General features: G+C 46.4%; 16 protein-coding genes, 1 tRNA gene and 2 pseudogenes. 12 read left to right on the forward strand and 7 right to left on the reverse strand.

Annotated elements, in window-relative coordinates:
- The first annotated feature begins 18 nt into the window (after window positions 1–18).
- Together QUB70_RS17870 and QUB70_RS17875 are read left to right on the forward strand one after the other, a co-directional pair.
- On the forward strand, window positions 19–147 hold the full coding sequence (locus QUB70_RS17870) for a hypothetical protein (protein WP_332982351.1): 129 nt from the start codon (window positions 19–21) through the stop codon (window positions 145–147).
- Between the two features lie 82 nt (window positions 148–229).
- Window positions 230–1,474, forward strand: a complete 1,245-nt coding sequence (locus QUB70_RS17875; RefSeq protein WP_332982354.1) for an MFS transporter — start codon at window positions 230–232, stop codon at window positions 1,472–1,474.
- Window positions 1,475–1,682: 208 nt separating this feature from the next.
- Here the strand turns inward: QUB70_RS17875 and QUB70_RS17880 are convergent.
- Window positions 1,683–1,756: transfer RNA gene (locus tag QUB70_RS17880), tRNA-Arg, on the reverse strand.
- Between the two features lie 78 nt (window positions 1,757–1,834).
- On the opposite strand from QUB70_RS17880, the gene moaC reads away from it, so the two are divergent.
- The 3 genes from moaC to QUB70_RS17895 all read left to right on the forward strand — a co-directional run bounded on the left by moaC (window position 1,835) and on the right by QUB70_RS17895 (window position 3,070).
- Window positions 1,835–2,356 carry a cyclic pyranopterin monophosphate synthase MoaC gene (gene moaC / locus QUB70_RS17885; RefSeq protein WP_332982357.1) on the forward strand — a complete coding sequence of 174 codons (522 nt, stop codon included), beginning with the start codon at window positions 1,835–1,837 and terminating at the stop codon, window positions 2,354–2,356.
- An 88-nt stretch (window positions 2,357–2,444) separates the two neighbouring features.
- A complete protein-coding gene (locus tag QUB70_RS17890) occupies window positions 2,445–2,702 on the forward strand; it encodes a 2TM domain-containing protein (RefSeq protein WP_332982358.1) in 258 nt (85 codons plus the stop codon).
- A 65-nt stretch (window positions 2,703–2,767) separates the two neighbouring features.
- Window positions 2,768–3,070 carry a DUF3181 family protein gene (locus QUB70_RS17895; protein ID WP_332982359.1) on the forward strand — a complete coding sequence of 101 codons (303 nt, stop codon included), beginning with the start codon at window positions 2,768–2,770 and terminating at the stop codon, window positions 3,068–3,070.
- A 74-nt stretch (window positions 3,071–3,144) separates the two neighbouring features.
- On the opposite strand, the gene murJ is transcribed toward QUB70_RS17895, so the two are convergent.
- A complete protein-coding gene (gene murJ, locus QUB70_RS17900) occupies window positions 3,145–4,758 on the reverse strand; it encodes a murein biosynthesis integral membrane protein MurJ (RefSeq protein WP_332982360.1) in 1,614 nt (537 codons plus the stop codon).
- 393 nt (window positions 4,759–5,151) lie between these two features.
- Here murJ and sfsA point away from each other — a divergent pair, with 393 nt between their 5' ends.
- Window positions 5,152–5,910, forward strand: a complete 759-nt coding sequence (gene sfsA, locus QUB70_RS17905) for a DNA/RNA nuclease SfsA (protein ID WP_332982361.1) — start codon at window positions 5,152–5,154, stop codon at window positions 5,908–5,910.
- Between the two features lie 87 nt (window positions 5,911–5,997).
- Window positions 5,998–7,320 (forward strand): 3-isopropylmalate dehydratase large subunit, encoded by a 1,323-nt coding sequence (locus tag QUB70_RS17910; RefSeq protein ID WP_332982362.1) that lies wholly within the window; start codon window positions 5,998–6,000, stop codon window positions 7,318–7,320.
- 422 nt (window positions 7,321–7,742) lie between these two features.
- Here the strand turns inward: QUB70_RS17910 and QUB70_RS17915 are convergent.
- Window positions 7,743–8,242, reverse strand: a pseudogene (locus tag QUB70_RS17915) (ISAs1 family transposase); the annotation flags it as partial.
- Between the two features lie 223 nt (window positions 8,243–8,465).
- Here QUB70_RS17915 and QUB70_RS17920 point away from each other — a divergent pair.
- Both QUB70_RS17920 and QUB70_RS17925 read left to right on the forward strand, forming a co-directional pair.
- A pseudogene (locus QUB70_RS17920) lies at window positions 8,466–8,717 on the forward strand (DUF790 family protein); the annotation flags it as partial.
- Window positions 8,718–8,894: 177 nt separating this feature from the next.
- Window positions 8,895–9,614 (forward strand): DUF2786 domain-containing protein, encoded by a 720-nt coding sequence (locus tag QUB70_RS17925; protein ID WP_332982363.1) that lies wholly within the window; start codon window positions 8,895–8,897, stop codon window positions 9,612–9,614.
- An 18-nt stretch (window positions 9,615–9,632) separates the two neighbouring features.
- Here QUB70_RS17925 and QUB70_RS17930 read toward each other — a convergent pair whose 3' ends face one another.
- The gene (locus QUB70_RS17930; RefSeq protein ID WP_332982365.1) at window positions 9,633–10,811 is read right to left on the reverse strand and encodes a HEAT repeat domain-containing protein; all 1,179 of its coding nucleotides are present in this window, start codon (window positions 10,809–10,811) and stop codon (window positions 9,633–9,635) included.
- A gap of 87 nt (window positions 10,812–10,898) precedes the next feature.
- Here QUB70_RS17930 and QUB70_RS17935 point away from each other — a divergent pair, with 87 nt between their 5' ends.
- Both QUB70_RS17935 and ftsH read left to right on the forward strand, forming a co-directional pair.
- Complete coding sequence (locus QUB70_RS17935; protein WP_332982367.1) at window positions 10,899–11,165, forward strand: hypothetical protein; 267 nt, start codon at window positions 10,899–10,901, stop codon at window positions 11,163–11,165.
- 115 nt (window positions 11,166–11,280) lie between these two features.
- Window positions 11,281–13,215 carry an ATP-dependent zinc metalloprotease FtsH gene (gene ftsH / locus QUB70_RS17940; RefSeq protein ID WP_332982369.1) on the forward strand — a complete coding sequence of 645 codons (1,935 nt, stop codon included), beginning with the start codon at window positions 11,281–11,283 and terminating at the stop codon, window positions 13,213–13,215.
- A 282-nt stretch (window positions 13,216–13,497) separates the two neighbouring features.
- On the opposite strand, the gene QUB70_RS17945 is transcribed toward ftsH, so the two are convergent.
- From QUB70_RS17945 to QUB70_RS17955, 3 genes are all read right to left on the reverse strand, one after another.
- Window positions 13,498–14,733, reverse strand: coding sequence for an MFS transporter (locus QUB70_RS17945; RefSeq protein ID WP_332982372.1), 1,236 nt, complete (start codon window positions 14,731–14,733; stop codon window positions 13,498–13,500).
- A gap of 14 nt (window positions 14,734–14,747) precedes the next feature.
- Window positions 14,748–15,347 carry a M23 family metallopeptidase gene (locus tag QUB70_RS17950; protein WP_332982378.1) on the reverse strand — a complete coding sequence of 200 codons (600 nt, stop codon included), beginning with the start codon at window positions 15,345–15,347 and terminating at the stop codon, window positions 14,748–14,750.
- Between the two features lie 267 nt (window positions 15,348–15,614).
- A complete protein-coding gene (locus QUB70_RS17955) occupies window positions 15,615–15,800 on the reverse strand; it encodes a hypothetical protein (protein ID WP_332982374.1) in 186 nt (61 codons plus the stop codon).
- Window positions 15,801–15,833: 33 nt separating this feature from the next.
- On the opposite strand from QUB70_RS17955, the gene QUB70_RS17960 reads away from it, so the two are divergent.
- Window positions 15,834–16,214, forward strand: a complete 381-nt coding sequence (locus tag QUB70_RS17960; RefSeq protein WP_332982375.1) for a hypothetical protein — start codon at window positions 15,834–15,836, stop codon at window positions 16,212–16,214.
- Window positions 16,215–16,475 lie beyond the last annotated feature (261 nt).

Consider the following 16,475-nt stretch of genomic DNA (forward strand, 5'->3'; position numbering starts at 1 on the left):
ACAGTTGGCAGTTGGTAGTTGACAGTTGGCAGTTGGCAGTTGGCAGTTGACAGTTGGCAGTTGGCAGTTGGCAGTTGGCAGTTGGCAGTTGGCAGTTGGCAGTTGACAGAAACAGATATGGCAATTCTCAAGTTAGTGAATGGGTAATTGGTAATAGGAATTGGTGATGGGGAATTGGTAATCGGTAATCGGTAATTGGTAATCAGAAGATTTAAAGGGAATTTGCATTTTGAATATTTTTAGGGACATCGATCCCCAACGCAAACGCAGCTTGCTGACTTTATTCACCGCAGGCCTGCTATTCTGGTCGAGTTTGGCTTCGCTGCTGCCAACTTTGCCGCTGTACGTCCAAGATGTTGGCGGCACAAAACAGCAAATTGGCTTTGTGATGGGTGCATTTGCGATCGGGCTTTTGCTGGCGAGGCCGCAGTTGGGCAAAATAGCCGACAGCAGGGGGCGAAAACAAGTTTTGCTGCTAGGCGCGGCAGTCGCTGCGATCGCCCCCATGGGCTACCTGTTAGCTCAATCTATCCCCTTGCTGTTACTTCTCCGCGCTTTTCACGGCATTAGCATCGCCGCTTTTACCACAGCTTACAGCGCTTTGGTAACAGATTTTTCGCCGCCTCAAAAGCGGGGCGAATTAATCGGTTACATGAGTTTGGTGAATCCTATTGGTCTAGCAGTTGGGCCGGCTATTGGCGGATTTGTGCAAGCTTGGGTTGGTTATACTCCTTTGTTTGCGATGTCGGCGGCTTTCGCTGCAACGGCTGTATTTTTTACCAGCAAAATTGCGGAACCAAATTTTGCAGAGTTAACAAAATCTGACTCGCTATCTGAGGACAAAAATAGCCAAAAATACTGGCAAATGCTGTGGAATCCTAGAGTGCGGATTCCGGCTTTAGTATTATTGGTGGTTGGTTTAGTATTTGGAACTTTGAGCACTTTTATGCCTTTGTTTATCCAAGAAACTAAGGTTAATTTGAATCCGGGATTATTTTATTCTACGGCGGCTGTCGCCAGTTTCGGTATACGGTTGCTCACAGGACGGGCTTCGGACAAATACGGCCGCGGCTTGTTTATTTCTGGCGGCTTAATCTGTTATGCCGTATCTATGTTATTGTTGTATTTTGCTAACAACAGCAGTGCTTTTTTAATGGCAGCTTTGGTTGAAGGTTGCGCGGGCGGTACGGTTTTGCCGATGATGGTAACGCTGATGTCGGACAGGTGCGAACCTCATGAAAGGGGCCGCTTGTTTTCGCTTTGTATTGGCGGATTTGATTTGGGAATTGCGATTGCTGGGCCGACTTTAGGTTTTGTTGCTGAACAAGTTGGCTACAGAAATATGTTTGGTTTTGCGGCTGGCCTCGCTGGCTTGGCTTTGCTGGTTTTTATTACTCTGTCTAGCAAGGGCTTGTCTAATTCGATGAAATTTGCGATCGGGCGAGGCAAAGATGTTTATGCTTTGAATCAGTGACATAGTACGGGCAAGATGCCCATCCCACAAAAAGTTTTTTTCTTGTGGAATGGGCATCTTGCCCGTTCCAAAATTTGATTAAAAGGACTTTTGCAAGAGGTCTATTGAGTATGAAGGTAATAATTAAAAAAGTTATGAGTTTTAAGTCGTGAGCTGAATTAATTTCTTAATTCAAAACTCAAAACTCAAAATTCATAACTTTTAGTAGTGGGCTTGGAGGGATTCGAACCCCCGACCTCATGGTTCGTAGCCATGCACTCTATCCAACTAAGCTACAAGCCCCTGTTGAGTTCAGATTTAATCTAAAATTGATTAAGTTCTTTTCTCACAGAATCTAACATTAACACCATTACCAAAATAATGCAAGACATTTCGCCAACTTTTTCTAAATTGCCCGATCGCGCACAGCTAACTCACCTCGACAGCAGCGGGGAAGCCCAAATGGTGGACGTTTCGGCGAAAGTCGCAACTGTGCGGCAAGCTGTGGCTGCGGGCCGGGTGCGGATGCTGCCGGAGACGTTTGCGGCGATCGAAGCGGGGAATGCGCCGAAAGGCGATGTGTTGGGGACTGCAAGGCTGGCTGGAATTATGGCGGCGAAACAGACTGCAAATTTGATTCCTCTGTGTCACCCTCTGCCGCTGAGTAGCGTGGAAGTGCAGGTGATAGCGGATGCTGGGTTGCCGGGGTATCAAATTCGGGCGACGGTGAAAATTAAGGCGGAAACAGGGGTGGAAATGGAGGCGCTGACGGCGGTTTCGGTGGCGGCGCTGACTTTGTACGATATGGCGAAGGCTTTGGAAAAGTCGATCGCCATTGAATCAATTCGCCTGGTAAGCAAAAGCGGCGGCAAGTCAGGAGACTATGAAAATTTAGAGGCATAAGTTTCATGCCCAAAGAGGGATGCAGCATTCAAAAAGCTGCACTTAAGATTAAAATAGGCACAGAACTACTAATATCAACTGAAAAACTATGCCTCCTCGTTGGCCCCGCAAACCCGATCGCAACGATCCAGAGTACCGCCGCTTAGATGACCGGATGAATTTTGCTATCCACGTCGGTCTTTTTTCTGCTACCAATTCTGGTTTGTGGTTTGTTCACAATTTGCAGAAGGCTGATTGGCCTTGGGCAATTTCGGTAACGGGTGGATGGGCTCTAGTAGTTTTGGCCCACGCGATTTACATTTTCGCGATCGCCGATTATTCGCCCCTCACCAAAGATTCTGGCTGAAGGCAGTTGTCGGCGATTTGTTAAGTCTTTTGATTGATAACAAATAACTTTGTGCTTTTTTAGATATGGCTAATACTACACAGGCGATCGAATCCTTAGCAGCAGAAATCGGCGAAAATGTCTACATGGACATTGCCAAATGGCATTTGTATCTGAGAGATGCTCACCTGCATACAGTTGTTGCCAAACAACTTTATTCGATGCTGGAAGATGGCAATTTAGATGCTGACAGAGTTGGACAAGTTTTGCAAGGAATTCCAGTTAAGTTGGGCGGCGGCAAGCGGGAAGTGCCACTGGCAGATTTGATTCCGATGCAGTGTCAAGTTCAGTTGATGGATGTGCTTGAGGAATTTCAGCGGAAGATGTAAAGTAAAGGGCGGGTTTTGTACGCAGATTTTGGGCGTTGTGTCTGGTATTTCGCCCTTAACCCGCCCCGACAATTTTATTTGCGAAAACGGCCCCGAATGCGATCGACAAACATATCAACTTCCGGCAACTTCATCTGACTGACAAACACCGCAAAAACTGCTAACCCTACAAAACTTGCCACACTCAACTGCACTAATTGAATTACCAAACCTTCAGTACCCAAAAGTCTTTGACAGGCTTGCAGAGTAGCCAAAGTAACGAAAGCAGTTAGACAACTGCCAGAAGTTAACCCCAGAAAAGGCAAACTCCACTCCCGCCAAGGTAGGCCGCCCAGCTTTTTATCTAATAAGTACAAAAGCATAACCATCGAAACAAGATTCACTCCCACCGTCGCCAAAACTAATCCGGGCGCACCAAAAGCTCCTACTAACAAATAATCCAGCAGTCCGTTCAAAAAGATATTGATAATACTGATCCGAAAAGGCGTTTCTCCGTCTCCCAAAGCGTAAAATACCCGTACCAAAACGTCGCGTCCCAAATACACAAACATTCCAATACTGTAAGCCATCAAGATCGGCGTGACAAACTCCGATGCTGACCGATCGAAAGCATAGCGTTCGTAAACAACGCGGACGATCGGCCCGGCAAGTGTTACCATTAAAGCGCTCAGGGGCAGCATCGTAATCCCGGTCAAAACTAAAGATTGACGAATTTTATTTTTTAATTCCGGCCAATCTTTGGGTTCTGTGAGGCGAGAAAATATCGGTAAAAATGGCACTAAAATTACATTAGAAATGATGCCTAAAGGCGTCATAACTAACAAGCCGCTGTAACCCATCGCAGAGGCAGCTTGAGGGATGTAGGATGCGAAAAATAGGTCAGTATAGACATTAATTTGCAGCATTCCCGAGGATAAGGTAGCAGGAACCATCACCTTAATTACTTCTTGCACTCCAGGGCGTTTAAAATTAAACCGCAAGCGCAATGTTCCCAAGCCAGCGCGCCACTGCGCCGCCAGTTGCACCAACCACTGCAAAACTGCTCCTGCTAAGGTTCCCCAAGCTAACACTAAGCCGCCAATTAGTGCGTATTGTGGCTGAATAATTTTTTCTCCCAGTTGCAGTGCGAGAATCCCCAAACCGCCGACAAGTGCAACGCTGGAAAATAAAGGGCTAATCGAAGGCAACCAGTACATATCGGCAGCGTTGAGAGTGCCGAAACCAATGCCGATCAAGCCTGAAAGTAATGCCATCGGTGCCATAATCCGAAATTGCTGGACGGCAATTGCTTTGATTTCTAAACCTTCTGCTGTTCTATTTAATCCCGGTGCTACCAAATCTATTAGCGGATCGGCAAAAATAATTAAAGCCACTGTCACCAACAGCAACAAGCCGCCAACTAAAGTAGTGATAGTCTCGACTAAGGGCGCTGCTTCTTTTTTGTCGCGGCGGGCTAAAACGCTGACTATGGCGCTGTGAAATGGCCCGTTAATGCCTCCGAGCAAAATAAATAAGAAACCGGGGATGACGTAGGCGTAGTTGTAGGCATCGACGGCGACACCGACTCCAAAGGCTGCGGCGATCGCAATTTGGCGCACCAATCCAAAGACTTTGCTAATTAGAGTGGCGACTGCGACAATGCCGGCAATGCCTGCTAGGGAACGAGAGGGCTTCTGTAATTCTGACACAAATAGTTACAAATGCTAGTGCTAAAAGGCTTCACTAAGTTTAATAGCAAATCGGGAAAATGATAACATGAATTCAGAAAATTTCTAGGGGGAATTGCGCTTATACCAATTTTATCGATATTACTGACTTGCGGAAATTCAATAATCGATCGGGACTCTTCGTCCTAACTAAAAACCGCCGTTTCGTGCTATGATGCGTCAATCTACAATCTACAAACTACAATCTACTATTTAAAAATGATGAAACAAATGAGTTAATAAAAGCAGCTAAATAACATATAGTTGATAACTGATGACTGATTGTGTTAGCTCCCCGACTTATTTCAAAAGTTCGGAGTCCGGTATTCGGTTTGAGGTAAAATCTAAAATCTAAAATTTAAAATCTCAAATCGAATGACTGACTTAATTTACAAATATCCCCCTCTTTTACCCGGCATCTTAATCAAGCGGTACAAGCGATTTTTTGCCGAAATTGAACTAGATTCTGGAGAAATCATCACCGCGCACTGTCCGAATACTGGCCCGATGACTGGTGTTTGCATTCCCGGCAATCCAGTGCTAGTATCTGGCAGCGACAATCCTAAACGCAAGTTAGCTTATACTTGGGAATTAATTAAAGTTTGCGACACTGTGCCAACTTGGGTGGGAGTTAATACTGGGCTGCCAAATCGAGTAGTTAAATTAGCTTTGGAATTAGGCTTGTTTCCTGAGTTGGGCAATTACAGTTTAATTCAACCGGAGGTTGTTTACGGAACTGATAAAAAAAGTAGAGTTGATTTTTTGCTGACTGGTGAGGAAAAACTGATTTTTCTGGAAGTTAAAAATACAACTTGGGTAAAAGAAACCTTGGCTTTATTTCCCGATACAGTCACAGAAAGAGGACAGAAACATTTGAGGGAATTGATCGAAGTGGTGCGGCAGGGTTCGAGGGCTGTAATGCTGTATTTTATTAATCGCGGGGATTGTACTGATTTTGCTCCCGGGGATAGTGCCGATCGCCTTTACGGAGAATTGTTCAGACAGGCTAGGAGTGAAGGTGTAGAGGTTTTGCCTTGTCGGTTTGGCGTGACGCCGGAAGGTGTTCGGTATTTGGGGTTAGCAAAACTGGATTTAAGTCAACCCACCTCATACTCAGATTCCAGACTTACTTAAGAATTCGGGAATCTAACAGCGATCGCATTTAATGTTTCGCTTACAATTACACTATGTAGCATCTAATCAAAAAAGAGCGATCGCACTATGGGAATGACCCTGACCGAAAAAATATTAGCCAAAGCATCAGGCCGCACTAAAGTCGAGCCCGGAGAAAACATCTGGGTAGACACAGACGTATTGATGACCCACGATGTCTGCGGCCCCGGCACGATCGGCGTTTTCAAACGCGAATTCGGCGAGAATGCTAAAGTCTGGAATCCCGACAAAATCGTCTTAATTCCCGATCACTACATTTTCACCAACGACGAACGCGCTAACCGCAACGTCGATATTCTCCGCGATTTTGCCAAAGAACAAGGGATCAAATACTTTTACGACATCACGGATCGATCGGACTTCAAAGCAAATCCCGACTACAAAGGAGTTTGCCACATCGCGCTAGCACAAGAAGGCCACACCAGACCGGGCGAAGTGCTCTTCGGCACAGATTCCCACACCTGCAATGCCGGCGCTTTCGGACAATTTGCCACCGGTATCGGCAATACAGACGCTGCTTTTATCATGGGAACCGGCAAACTGTTAATCAAAGTTCCGGCAACCATGCGCTTTGTACTCAACGGCGAACTGCCGGATTATTTGTTAGCAAAAGACCTAATTTTGCAGATTATTGGTGATATCAGCGTTGCCGGTGCTAACTACCGGACAATGGAATTTGCCGGCGATACAGTCGAACGTTTGACGATGGAAGAACGGATGACGCTGTGCAATATGGTAATCGAAGCTGGCGGTAAAAACGGCACGGTGGCTGCGGACAAAACTACCTTTGATTACGTTAATCCTCGTACTAATGTGCCCTTTGAGGCATTTTACACTGATGTTGATGCTACATTTTATAGCGATCGCACCTACGATGTCACCAAATTAGAACCAGTCGTCGCCAAACCCCACTCCCCCGACAACCGCGAGTTAGCCCGCAACTGCCGCGATGTCAAGATCGATCGAGTTTACATCGGTTCCTGCACCGGTGGCAAAACCTCCGACTTCCTGAATGCCGCCCGAATTATCAAAGGAAATCAAGTCAAAGTTCCGACTTATTTAGTACCGGCAACTCAGAAAGTTTACGAAGATTTGTTTGTCACAAAATTCGACGGTCAAACGCTTTCGGAAATATTCTTAGCTGCCGGCTGCATCGAACCAGCAGCGCCTTCTTGCGCCGCTTGTTTGGGTGGCCCGAAAGATACTTTTGGGCGGATGAACGAACCCGAAATTTGCGTGTCTACAACTAACCGCAATTTCCCCGGCCGGATGGGGAATAAAGAAGCGCAAGTTTATCTAGCTTCGCCTTACACGGCGGCGGCGTCTGCGCTGACTGGGTATGTCACAGATCCGCGAGAATTCCTGTCTTAGAAAGTAGCTGATAGAAGGTGCGCAATGCGCACCCTACGAGATGAATAGACCTCTTGCAAAAATAACTAGGACGGGCAAGATGCCCGTCCCACAAAAAACATTTTTCCTTGTGGAACGGGCATCTTGCCCGTTCCAAAATTTGATTAAAAGGACTTTTGCAAGAGGTCTAATGTAGTAAGGTGCGCAATGCGCACCCTACGAGATGAATGTAAGGTGCGCACTGCGCACCCGCAGAGATGAGTGTAAGATGTCCTATAAAAAAGTAAGAGGACAATATTCATGCCAAACTATCGCCGATTTTACCTTCCTGGTGAAACTTTCTTCCTAACGCTTGTTACCTACAATCGCACACCGCTATTTTACGTTTGCAAGATTGCTCCAAATTTAAAGCATTAAGAGCAATTCGTCGCAGCAATGCTAAGTATCGTAATAATACACCCCGCCATATTTAATAACTCTAATAACGCAGGAATTGCCGTAATTTCATTAGATTTATCTGCTACCTTTACTTGTCCTAAAACAAGACGATATTGACTCGACCAAGCGCTCACTAGATGTAAAGCTGATTTCCACGGCGCACTCTATCGTATGAGCCTTTGATAGTCTTACCATCAATAGGAATGACCTGCGCCCCTACCACCTCAACTATCGATTCTATCCAACGTCGAAAGCATTGCTCAAATACTTTGGGATTAATGCGTTCAAAGACTCGTCGAAATGTATCTGCACTTGGGATACCTCCTGGTAAAGCTAAAAACTGCTCCAATCATTCACATTTACTTAATCCATAATTTTCCATGTCTTCCCATCCATTACCTCCTGCAATTACTGACAATATTCCAACGCTCAAAATATCTGTTAATATATAAACACGCGTTCTTTCTACACGAGAGTCTTTGATATCACCAAATACTAATGCCATTTTTTCTTTCAGTGCAGTCGCCTGAGCTATACTCAATCTTTTTGAGCTTTTAATCCTGTGTTTTCGAGATTTGAAACCTGATGCCAGAAGACTGACCTGTTAAGTAAGATAGAGACTTTCTTCTTACAAGCATACTACATAACATCTTTGATACTCAAATTGTCTCTCTCAATATACAAGTGGGCCAAATAATCTATATTTTTAAATACAAAATTAGATGCGCTTACCCTGCTTTCGGTTAGTGCATCCCGACTGGCGAGTGTTTTTATTAGAAATAGTTGGCTATTGGCGGCCGGAGTATTTGCAAAAGAAATTTGCACAAGTACAGAAGTCTGAATGCGATAACTTGATTTTAGCTATTTCCGAACGGCTGAATTTAGAAAAAGCAGGGGTGAATGTAAAAGACGTGCCAGCAAAAGTAGCCTGGTTTAAAGATAAATTGTTGCCCAAATCAGTCCTGGAAGTCCTCGAATAGTAACCAATCCGCCCATCAGTTGCAAACTTCTTTCTTTCTCTCTCTCTGCGCCCTCTGCGCCCTCTGCGGTTCAAAAAAATCCTCCTCAAAAAACCTCGCACATTGCACGCTATACTAAAATGGGAATTTACCCAAATCCTTGCCACCGCCTACTCTCACCCCAAAATTAATTGAACAATGGCAGACACAAGTATTGTCGAAAAAATCAAAAAGCTGTTAGCCCTCGCCACCTCATCAAATGAAAACGAATCGACTGCTGCGGCCGAAAAAGCTTCCCTTTTACTGGCACAGTACAATCTGGGCCTCGCCGATTTAGGGCCAAATCAACAAGAAGAGATTGACGAAAACTCAGTTGAAACAACATCCAAATTTGTCACTTGGAAAATGATGCTGCTTTCGGGGATTGCCGACGCTAACGGTTGCACGGCCATGCGAAATACTTATAATGGCAGTATGTTTTTGGTGGGAACTTCTACAAACCTGATTGTTTGCAAACATCTGTACGAGTATTTGAGTTCGGCGATTGAAAAAAGGGCTAAATACCGCAAAGGAAACGGCAGGGGATTGGCGTATCTGAATGCTTTTCGGGTTGGATGCGCGACAAGGTTGAGACAAAGATTGTTGGAACAAAAACAGGAGATGGAAGAGTCGGGGATTCCGGGTTCGGGGGATGCGGCGGCGACTCCAGGGATTGTAGTGCGATCGATGTTTGAGAAAAATCAACAGGCGATCGCGGATTATTTAGAGGGCCGAGGGGCTAAAGTTAAAACAAGAAGTGGTAGTCAAGTCAGCAGCGCGGCGGGTTTTAATTCGGGGTATGAAGTGGGCGACAAAATTAGTTTGCACAAGCAAGTGCAGCCGCAAGGGGATATGAAACAACTTAATGAAAGTCTTTGAGTTTAACTATAGTTAGCATTAAAAAGGAATTTCTTCATCAATCTCAGGAGATTTTGCAGCCAGTTTATCCCAAGCTTCATTTGCCGCTTGTTTTATCCTATAATCACTATCTCGCAAAGCATCAATTAGGGAGTCTACTGCTCTTAAATCGCCGATTTCACCTAACGCCCAAACTGCCATCTGTCGAAGAACTTCATCCTCGTTATCTTGCAAAGCTTCAATGAGAGGGTAAGTTGCTTGTTCATCTTTGAGCTGACCGAGAGCCTTTGCTGCACTGACTTTAGTTTGGCAATCCCAATTATTATGACAATCGTCTTTAAGAGCGGTAATTAGAACAGGCACAGCTCTAGTATCGCCTAACTCTCCCAAAATTCTGGCTACCTCTTCTTTGGGATCGTAATAGAGAAATGGATCGTTATTCTGCTGGTTCAATCGCTCTACATTCTGATGATTGAGTAATTGCAACCCTTGAATTAGAGGCTCCACAGTTCTTGGGTCTTTAAATTCGATTAGGTCGTTGGAGAAATATGTAAAAAACCGACCACACAAAGAGCCTTGCTGAATAGCTTGTAGAGCAAATTCTATAATCTGGGAGTTATATTTACGCCAAATCTGATATTCTTTTTCAGGGTTGCGAGAAATATAATCTCCTATGAAGTAAGCTCCAGTTTCATAGCATTCTGCAATAGTTAGCATCATACTGGTTAAACTTGTATACTTTTCAAGTAAAGTTAACTCTCCTTCTTCAAGTCGATGAAAAATTATCGGACAAAAATTTAGTATGTTATTAATTAAAACGCACCCATTATCTTCCCATAAAATGTGATAAAAAATATTTAAATACTTAAAATTTCCCCAATAAGGCTTAATTATACCTACATCGGCTATGTTATTTGTTTGGATAGTTTGATGTGTGAAGATATCCTGGCGCAGCTCTGCAACGATTTCTTGTAGAGGTCTAAAAGCCCAACTATGAAATATCCAAGCTGTTTCCTTCCACTCATCTCCTTCTACTGCACCATTTCTCCACTGATAGAGTTCATAGAGTTCAGGATAAAATTGGATTGGTAAATCTCTTACTAAGTCATCTATCTCATCCTTTGATAAGCCAGGGTATAGATACTCAATCCACGAGGGTTCGTGTCGCTCTATCCAGCTTAAGATTCGGTTTAAGGCGTCGGTTAATTCTGAAGTCATAACTTTCTTTAAAATGGAACCCACCGCCGCAAGTTAGAATTTTTCCGCTGTCACGCACCCTACGACTGATCTCTTGCACAGACTGTAATGAATCAATCAATCAACTCCGGTTCTGCAAAAATCCGTCGAGTCGTCAACTCCAAACCCGCCAGCAACTCACCGACAATCAGCATATTATCGGGACTTAGACATTTTATACTCACTAAAGCGGCTGAAAACCTCTCTGGACAACGAAAACAGGTTGATGACCTAAAAACGCCTGAAACCTTTGTGACTGCTAGATTTATGCCTATTCGAGCTAAAAGTCTTTCTATGTCGGGGTTTGAAGCCATTTTCGCTTCGGTTTTTGTTTGAATCCCATAAAACAGATCGACCCCTTCAACACCCGCGCTCTTGTTAAAATAAATGAACGTAGCAAACCACAAGCGGTCAATCTTGGCAGTCTTCAACCTTGGGCAAAGCAATATATATGAAAAATTCTTGGAAACACGCATGGCTGGGGCATCTAGCTGCAATCAGAGACAAGTCGAGCCAGAATCCTAAAAAATCAATTCCAGGACGCAATCTTTGGCGCATCCTGGGCAGTTTGGTGATTTCTCAAGGAATATTGCTCTCGACCCCGGTGTTTGCCGACAGCGCGCCAAACACCATGAGTTACAGCCAACTGATCGACAAAATAGAAAAAGGGCAAGTCAGTAAAGTCGAAATAGACGAAATTCAAAGAACTGCCAAAGTTAAGCTAAAAGATCAAAAAAGCGATCGAGAACAAATTGTTACTCTGTTCGACTACAACAACCGAGAACTGTACTCGCAAATCCGCGCCAAAAAGATCGACTTTGAAGTCAAACAAACAGCAGACAACACCGCAGCAGTCAGTTTAGTAGTAAACTTGCTGGTAATTTTCGCAGTGCTGGCAGTGCTGATGGCAATCCTGCGCCGATCGACCCAATCTCAAGGAAATGCCATGAACTTCGGCAAATCCAGAGCTCGTTTCCAAATGGAAGCAAAAACCGGCGTGATGTTCGACGACGTAGCAGGCATCGAAGAAGCTAAAGAAGAACTGCAAGAAGTCGTAACCTTCCTCAAAAAACCCGAACGCTTCAACGCCATCGGCGCCAAAATTCCCAGAGGAGTCCTGTTAATCGGGCCTCCGGGAACAGGCAAAACCATGCTGGCAAAAGCGATCGCAGGCGAAGCAGGCGTCCCCTTCTTCAGCATCTCCGGTTCCGAATTTGTCGAAATGTTCGTCGGAGTTGGCGCCTCCCGCGTCCGCGACTTGTTCAAGAAAGCTAAAGAAAATTCGCCCTGCATCGTCTTCATCGACGAAATAGACGCCGTAGGAAGGCAGCGCGGCGCTGGTATCGGTGGCGGAAATGACGAACGCGAACAAACTCTCAACCAGTTGCTGACAGAAATGGACGGCTTTGAGGGTAACAGTGGCGTGATTGTGATTGCAGCTACCAACCGCCCCGACGTACTCGATACCGCCCTGCTGCGGCCCGGCAGGTTCGATCGCCAAGTAACGGTAGATTTGCCCAGTTACAAAGGGCGTTTGGGGATTTTGCAAGTTCACGCGCGCAACAAAAAACTCGACCCAGAAGTTGCCCTAGACACGATCGCCCGCCGCACTCCCGGCTTTTCCGGCGCCGACTTGGCAAACTTGCTCAACGAAGCAGCTATTCTCACAGCGAGGCGTCGCAAAGACACGATTACTAACTTAGAAGTTCACGACGCGATCGACCGGATCACGATCGGACTCACCCTCAACCCGCTGCTGGACAGCAAGAAAAAGTGGATGACAGCATACCACGAAGTCGGACACGCCCTAGTCGCGACCATGCTCAAAAATGCTGACCCGGTGGAAAAAGTAACGATTATTCCCCGTTCCGGCGGCATTGAAGGCTTTACTAGCTTTGTGCTCGACGACGAAATGCTCGACAGCGAAGGTTTGAGGAGTCGGGCTTTGCTGTTAAACCGAATTAAAGTAGCTTTGGGGGGACGGGCGGCGGAGGCAGAAATTTATGGCGATGCTGAAATCGACACCGGTGCTGGTAGCGATCTCAGAAAAGTTAGCAGTCTCGCGAGGGAGATGGTAACGCTTTACGGAATGTCGGATTTGGGGCCTGTGGCTTTGGAAAGTCCGAACAATGAGGTGTTTTTAGGTCAGAACTGGAATTCGCGAAGTGAGTATTCCGAAGAAATGGCAATTAAGATCGATCGGCAAGTCCGGGAAATTGCCTTTAACTGCTACGAAGAAGCTCGCCGGATTATCCGCGAAAACCGCGCTTTGGTAGATAAACTTGTCGAAGCGCTGTTGGATGAAGAAACGATCGACGGTGACGAATTCCGCCAAATTGTCGCTCGGTACACCGAGTTGACAAAAAAACAATTGGCACCGACATAAAGAGTCATTAGTCATTCGGAATAGTTCGGACTTAGGGTTTGCCCATTGGTGTCAACTTAACGTCAAAGGCAATCACAGATTACTGTTTAACCGTTAGATTTCGATCCCCCTAGCCCCCCTTAAGAAGGGGGCGACTGGAAGCGCTCTTAAAGTCCCCCTTCTTAAGGGGGATTTAGGGGGATCTAGACTGGGGAAAAAGCGAGATTTATCAGCGATTCCAGGCTTAAGTTGACACTTATAGGCAGTGCCGTGTCCTGACTTTGGGTAATATTAATTCCGATGCTAGCGGATTTGATGTGATTTGGTTTCCGGCATAGCGAACCAGAATACCGCCAAAGCAACCGCAGCGATCGCAGCCAAAGTCAAAAATCCAGCATTATATCCAGCTTTTTGAACGATAAACCCAGTCATTAAATTGCTACTGCTAGCCCCTATTCCCACAGCCGTGCCGATCGCCGCTTGCGTGAGGTTAAAGCGTCCCGTCCCCTGCGTTAAATCAGCAACCACAAGCACCGAAAGCACGCCAAAAATCCCCGCCCCAATGCCGTCAAGCGCCTGCACTGAAACCAAAAAATAGGGATTGTCGCTCAAAGTATAAAGTACGCCGCGAATTGGCAGCACAGCAAAGGCAATCAAAAAAATTCTTTTGCGTCCGCTGTGAGCAAAACGCCCCGCCCAGCTAGACACCGGAATCATCACTAGCTGAGCTACAATAATGCAGGCAGACATATAGAGAGATGCGCCCGTTGCTTTGCCAGCAGAGAGTTCTTGACCGACGAGAGGCAACATCGCGGCATTAGCAAAGTGAAAAAGTACGGCACAAAGAGCAAAAATGGCAAGGCGGCGATCGCTAAATAGCTGCGCGAACCCAGAAACGTGAGTATGATTTCCACCATCTGCCTCTTCCTCCTCCAGTTGGGCCCCCCGCGCCCACTCGTGATTTATATCCTCTTCGCGCACCCGGATCACCGCGATCGCGCTGGCGATCGCCATTCCCCCCACCAGTAAAAAGATCCCCTCCCGCGCAATAAAGTGGCCCACTAAACCCGCCAGTGTCGCCGCAGCCACATTACCTGCATGATTGAACGATTCATTGCGGCCGATCCGCTTGTCTAACTTGCTGTGCCCAACTATGCCCAGCGTAATCGCTGCTACCGCCGGCGGGAAAATTGCAGCCGCAACGCCGTTCAAAGCTTGAGCCGAGATCACCACCGCAAAAGTTGGCAGCAAAATAATCGAGCCGCAGCCGATCGCCACCAGCCCCGCCGCGATCGCGATTAACAGCCGTTTAGCCCGCAGCCGATCTACCAAAGCCCCCGCAGGAGTTTGAGCAATTACTGTAGCTATGCCCATCGCAGACATAGCAATCCCGATATCAGCCGGGTTCCAGTTGCGGGAAGCTTGCAGGTAGATAGCCAGATAGGGCCCCACACCGTCGCGCACGTCGGCCAGAAAAAAATTCAAATAGTCCAGGGCTCGCAAACTCTGGCGGTGCAGCCTTTTAGAGGTTTCTTGCATCAGTTTTTAGAGGATCAGTAGCCTTGTCCTTGGTTTTGGGACTGGGACGAGGTAGAGAAGTTAGGGCTTTGCTGAGCGTACATTTCCCGCAGCACTAGGGCCGGGTCTACCCAGCGGCCGCCGTACTTCAATCCCCAGTGCAAGTGAGGCCCACTCGTGCGGCCGGTCATCCCAACTCTGGCAATTCTCGCACCCGCAGGCACTGTTTGACCCTGCCAAATTTGCAAGCCTTCGCGATCGGTATAATAACGCCCGCCGTTAGCGGTTTCCACTCTACCTCTGAGATGGCAGTAGATGTGTTCCCAATCTCCCGATCGCACCACAATACCAGTGCCGCACCTACCATCTTCCCAAACTTCGGCAATTTGCCCGCCCCACCAATTGCGGATGTAGCTACCTTCGGGGGACGCCATATCCAAACCGTAATGAAAATCCCCGCCGCGGGGGCCGAAGGCGGAAGTGTATGTTTCAAAGTTTTCGACTGGAAAAGAAGCTTCTTGCCACAAATTACCTGTCGCTACTCTGGTTGGTAAGCCTGACTGAGCTTTGACCACCTGCTGCTGCAAATAAGGGCTAATCAAAACAATGCCGATCGAAAGTGCCAGCAGCAGCATCTGTCTGAGACGAAAAAAGCGTTTTGCCGTCAGCGGGCCTCTAGAGTCTTGCAGGATTTTTTTCACGGCTCAAAGTTAAATGTGTGTGTGAGTGTGCGTTGTCTGTTAAGCTCACATCTTGCACCAATGTCAATAAAGCTTTCAGGGGCGGGCTTTCCGGCCCGTTCCACAAAAAAATCATTCTTTGTGGAACGAGCATCTTGCCAGTTGCTCAAAAGGGTGCAAGATGTAAGTTATGCCAATTCGCTGCAAGATTGGCTTTGAGCTCTACCCGCGATCGCGAATCAGTTTAATAACAACGTGTATCTTACTCCATCCAAAACCCGTGTCAAGGCTTCCGGGTAAATGCCCAGGGGCGATCGAAAAAAATTGGCCGAGGAATTTGTGCTGCGGTTGAATTCGATCGAGCTTTTGCTTGACACTATAGTTAAGTTCGGGGATTTTGAATAACATCCAAAATCTCAAATTCATAACACACATCAAGCAATGCTTACTGAAATTTTTCCCTTTAGTTTTGCCATAGATGCAACTGCGATCGCCGGTGCGTCCTTGTGGTCTTTGGCTTTGTACTGGGGCCTGTCGCCCGTGACAGAATGGGTAATCCTGCAACTCAACCGCTGGATGAATTTTGCCGAGAGATCCCTCTACACCTCCGAAACCGAGTTTGAAAGAACCCGGCAAGCCAGAGAAGCCCAAAATGCGTTTTACGCTTCGCTGTTGAGCATTCTGCCCTTTTTGATTGCGGGCGGATTGTGCAATTGGGGCGTAGAATTTTCTCTGGGTACTGGTTGGGCGGTATCTATGGGTACGATCGCCTGTATTGGCGGCGGCGTGTACGAACTCGGCCGCCGAGACGGCCAGTATTAAGTAATTTTAGATTTTGGATTTTGGATTTTGGATCGATCGAGATATTCGGGGATTCGCAGGGCTCTAGAATGGACGATCGTCTCAAATCCAAAGCTCAACATCTAAGATTGATAGATCGACCGCAGATGCTAGAGAGATTAACGCAGATGAACGCAGATAATTTCAAGAAGAGCGAGTTATTGTACATTGGTGACAAGTTAAGGCTGTAAGTCTTTTGTCAAGAGGTTTTCAGAGAATTGTTGAAAAAGAACTGGTCAGACC

It is taken from the genome of Microcoleus sp. A003_D6 (assembly GCF_036702825.1).
Classification (GTDB): domain Bacteria; phylum Cyanobacteriota; class Cyanobacteriia; order Cyanobacteriales; family Microcoleaceae; genus Microcoleus.